This window comes from Citrobacter sp. S55_ASV_140, from assembly GCF_018919505.1.
GTDB classification, from domain to species: domain Bacteria; phylum Pseudomonadota; class Gammaproteobacteria; order Enterobacterales; family Enterobacteriaceae; genus Citrobacter; species Citrobacter werkmanii.
The window spans coordinates 1-3,083 of sequence record NZ_JAHLQZ010000308.1 but is presented as its reverse complement, the minus strand read 5'-3'; the positions used below and the strand labels follow the sequence as shown (position 1 = coordinate 3,083).

General features: G+C 50.8%; 5 protein-coding genes. 2 read left to right on the top strand and 3 right to left on the bottom strand.

Going from position 1 to position 3,083, the window contains the following annotated elements:
- The 3 genes from KQJ18_RS22955 to dprA form a co-directional block, all read right to left on the bottom strand.
- Nucleotides 1–400 (bottom strand): topoisomerase DNA-binding C4 zinc finger domain-containing protein (locus KQJ18_RS22955; protein ID WP_216422836.1); only part of this gene is annotated, 400 nt, incomplete at its 3' end.
- 26 nt (nt 401–426) lie between these two features.
- Nucleotides 427–900 (bottom strand): DUF494 family protein Smg, encoded by a 474-nt coding sequence (gene smg / locus KQJ18_RS22950; RefSeq protein ID WP_038634635.1) that lies wholly within the window; start codon nt 898–900, stop codon nt 427–429.
- Nucleotides 872–1,996, bottom strand: a complete 1,125-nt coding sequence (gene dprA / locus KQJ18_RS22945; RefSeq protein WP_216422835.1) for a DNA-protecting protein DprA — start codon at nt 1,994–1,996, stop codon at nt 872–874. The genes smg and dprA overlap by 29 nt, the downstream gene beginning before the upstream one ends.
- 129 nt (nt 1,997–2,125) lie before the next feature.
- On the opposite strand from dprA, the gene def reads away from it, so the two are divergent.
- Both def and fmt read left to right on the top strand, forming a co-directional pair.
- Nucleotides 2,126–2,635, top strand: coding sequence for a peptide deformylase (gene def / locus KQJ18_RS22940; RefSeq protein WP_038634641.1), 510 nt, complete (start codon nt 2,126–2,128; stop codon nt 2,633–2,635).
- Nucleotides 2,636–2,649: 14 nt separating this feature from the next.
- Nucleotides 2,650–3,083 (top strand): methionyl-tRNA formyltransferase (fmt, locus tag KQJ18_RS22935; RefSeq protein ID WP_216422834.1); only part of this gene is annotated, 434 nt, incomplete at its 3' end.

Here is a 3,083-nt window from a genome sequence, read left to right as displayed (position 1 = left end):
ACTCCGGATAGCGATCGCAGGAGTAAAAAGTTTTGCCATAACGGGAACGCCGCTGGACCAGGTGACCGGTCTGGCATTGAGGACAGACTATTGCTGTTTCATCAGGCTTGTCGATAAGCTCGGTGTGCTCGCATGCAGGATAGTCACTGCATCCGATAAACATACCGAATCGCCCCTGTCGCAATACCAACTCAGCGCCACATGCAGGGCAAAACTTACCCTCCAGAACTTTGACAATATGCCCGTCTGCAGATGATTTCAGCGGACGGATATAATCGCATTCTGGATAGTGTGAACAACCGAGAAACGGGCCGTGTTTCCCGGAGCGAATAACCAGTTCAGCCCCGCATTGTGGGCAGGGCTCGTTTTTACGCACCGTAAACAGTGCTGATTTAGCCATAACAACTCATACTGAATGAAGATTGATTAATGCAGCATACCTTCATTCACTTCAAAGAGTAATTCTTCCATTTGCTGATAGGCATTTTCACAACCTGGAATGTTGAATAGCACCATCAGGATCACCCACTTCAGGTCTTCCAGATCAAACTCTGCCGTATCCAGCGCGAGTACGCGCTCAATTACCATTTCTCGCGTTTCGAGGTTTAGCACCTGAATCTGCTCCAGGAATAGCAAGAATCCGCGACAACTCGCATCCAGCCGTTCACATTCTTCTGCAGTATAAATACGCAGAGAAAGAGGATCAGATGCTAGCTGCATAGGTTCGGCAAGGCCATCCTGATAATCAGCAAGCTTTTCCAGCCACAGTAACGCGTTGTAGATGTCTTCACGATCAAAACCAGCGTCGGTAAGATCCCGTTCCAGTTTGTCCTGATCCACTCGCAGCTCAGCTTCGTTATGGATATATGTCTCAAACAAATACATTAGTACGTCGAACATGGCATGCCCTCCTCAATCGGACATAGCCGCCGGGTACAGCTGCGATCCATCCTGCTAACTCCAGTTCGAGTAGTTGAGCCACTACCTCTGGCACAGGTTGGCCGGCACGTTCAGCGACGACGTCAACAGGTGTTACCTCATCTCCTACGTTAGCCAGGAGCTCAGGAAATGGCAATGCCACCTCTTCGTGATCTGGCGAATAAATTGATTTTTCAGGTTCATCTGGCAACCATTGCAGCCCATATTGCAAATTTTCCAGAATTTCCTCTGGTGCGGTCACAAGCGTGGCTCCCTGCTGAATAAGCCAATGTGGGCCTTCACTTCCCGGACTCCCAATCGGCCCAGGCAAAGCAAAAACCTCCCTCCCCTGCTCCAGCGCACAGCGTGCCGTGACCAATGAACCGCTACGTTGCGCGGCCTCAACGACCAGGACACCTTTACTTAGACCACTGATAATGCGATTTCGTCGGGGAAAATTGCGCGGCAGCGGGAGCGTATCTAATGGGAATTCAGACACCAATGCGCCTCCGGAATCGATCAGACGTTCGGCGAGACGGACATTCTGTCGAGGATGAATGGTCTCAAGCCCATTTCCCAGCACCGCAATACTCGTGCCTTGTCGGTTTATCGCCGCATGATGCGCCACGCCATCAATCCCTCGGGCCAGCCCACTGGTTATCGTCACCCCAAACGCGGCAAGCTTTTCGCAAAATAATCGCCCCCAACGTTCGCCATACCATGAATGCTGGCGACTACCGACGACGGCCACCTGAAATGAATGCAGGCATGCGGGAGTACCGGCAACGAAAAGCACCCCAGGGTAATCTTCAATCGCGCGCAGCTGGGACGGATAATGCTCGCTGTCGGCAACCACTAAATGGTGATTCGGCTGCTCCAACCAGCGCAGCGTTTTTTCCAGTAACTGTTCTGAAAAGGTTAGAAAGCGCTTGGCCTGGCGGGAAGATAATCCTGCGTGCTGGAGGATCGTGTTGTTAATACAAGGTTGGGCATTGAGCCAGTGGGCAAGGCGCACCATCTCATCACCATACAGTTCATTCACTTGCGCTAAACGTAGCCAAATTTCAATTTGGGTCATCCCTGTTCCCCTGCCACAAGCAGTCCTGGCAATCTTTGCGATTGGTCACTGATGCTGTCAATCAGAGGGGGTTTTGTCTAGAATAGAGGTAATAATCTTTTCAACTCCTGAACACAACTCTGGATAACTATGTCAGTTTTGCAAGTGTTACATATTCCGGACGAGCGCCTTCGCAAAGTCGCAAAACCGGTTGAAGAAGTGAATGCAGAAATTCAGCGTATCGTTGATGATATGTTCGAAACGATGTACGCAGAAGAGGGTATCGGTCTGGCGGCAACACAGGTCGATATCCATCAGCGCATAATTGTTATTGATGTCTCTGAAAATCGCGACGAGCAGTTGGTTTTAATCAACCCAGAGCTGCTGGAGAAAGATGGCGAAACCGGCATTGAAGAAGGTTGCCTGTCTATCCCCGAACAGCGTGCGTTAGTACCACGCGCTGAGAAAGTAAAAATTCGTGCGCTCAATCGCGACGGTAAATCTTTTGAACTGGAAGCCGATGGCCTGCTCGCTATCTGCATTCAACATGAAATGGATCACCTGGTCGGTAAACTGTTTATCGATTATCTGTCTCCGTTGAAGCAACAACGTATTCGTCAGAAAGTTGAAAAACTCGACCGCCTGAACGCCCGAGCTTAAGGACAAGAATCAACGTGTCAGACTCACTACGTATTATTTTTGCGGGTACACCTGACTTTGCAGCGCGTCACCTTGACGCGCTGTTGTCTTCTGGACATAACGTCGTTGGCGTGTTTACCCAACCGGACCGCCCTGCGGGACGCGGTAAAAAGCTGATGCCCAGCCCGGTAAAAGTGTTGGCAGAAGAAAAAGGGATACCGGTATTCCAGCCCGTCTCTCTTCGCCCTCAGGAAAACCAACAGTTGGTTGCTGATTTACACGCAGACGTGATGGTGGTAGTGGCATATGGACTGATTCTGCCAAAAGCCGTGCTGGAAATGCCGCGCCTGGGTTGTATCAACGTTCACGGTTCCCTGCTTCCACGCTGGCGTGGCGCAGCACCGATTCAACGTTCACTGTGGGCTGGCGATAGCGAAACGGGCGTTACCATCATGCAAATGGATGTTGG

Excerpts from the sequence above, each read along its gene's own strand:
- dprA (WP_216422835.1), bottom strand. The coding sequence starts at position 1,996 with ATGACCCAAATTGAAATTTGGCTACGTTTAGCGCAAGTGAATGAACTG.
- def (WP_038634641.1), top strand. The coding sequence starts at position 2,126 with ATGTCAGTTTTGCAAGTGTTACATATTCCGGACGAGCGCCTTCGCAAA.
- smg (WP_038634635.1), bottom strand. The coding sequence starts at position 900 with ATGTTCGACGTACTAATGTATTTGTTTGAGACATATATCCATAACGAA.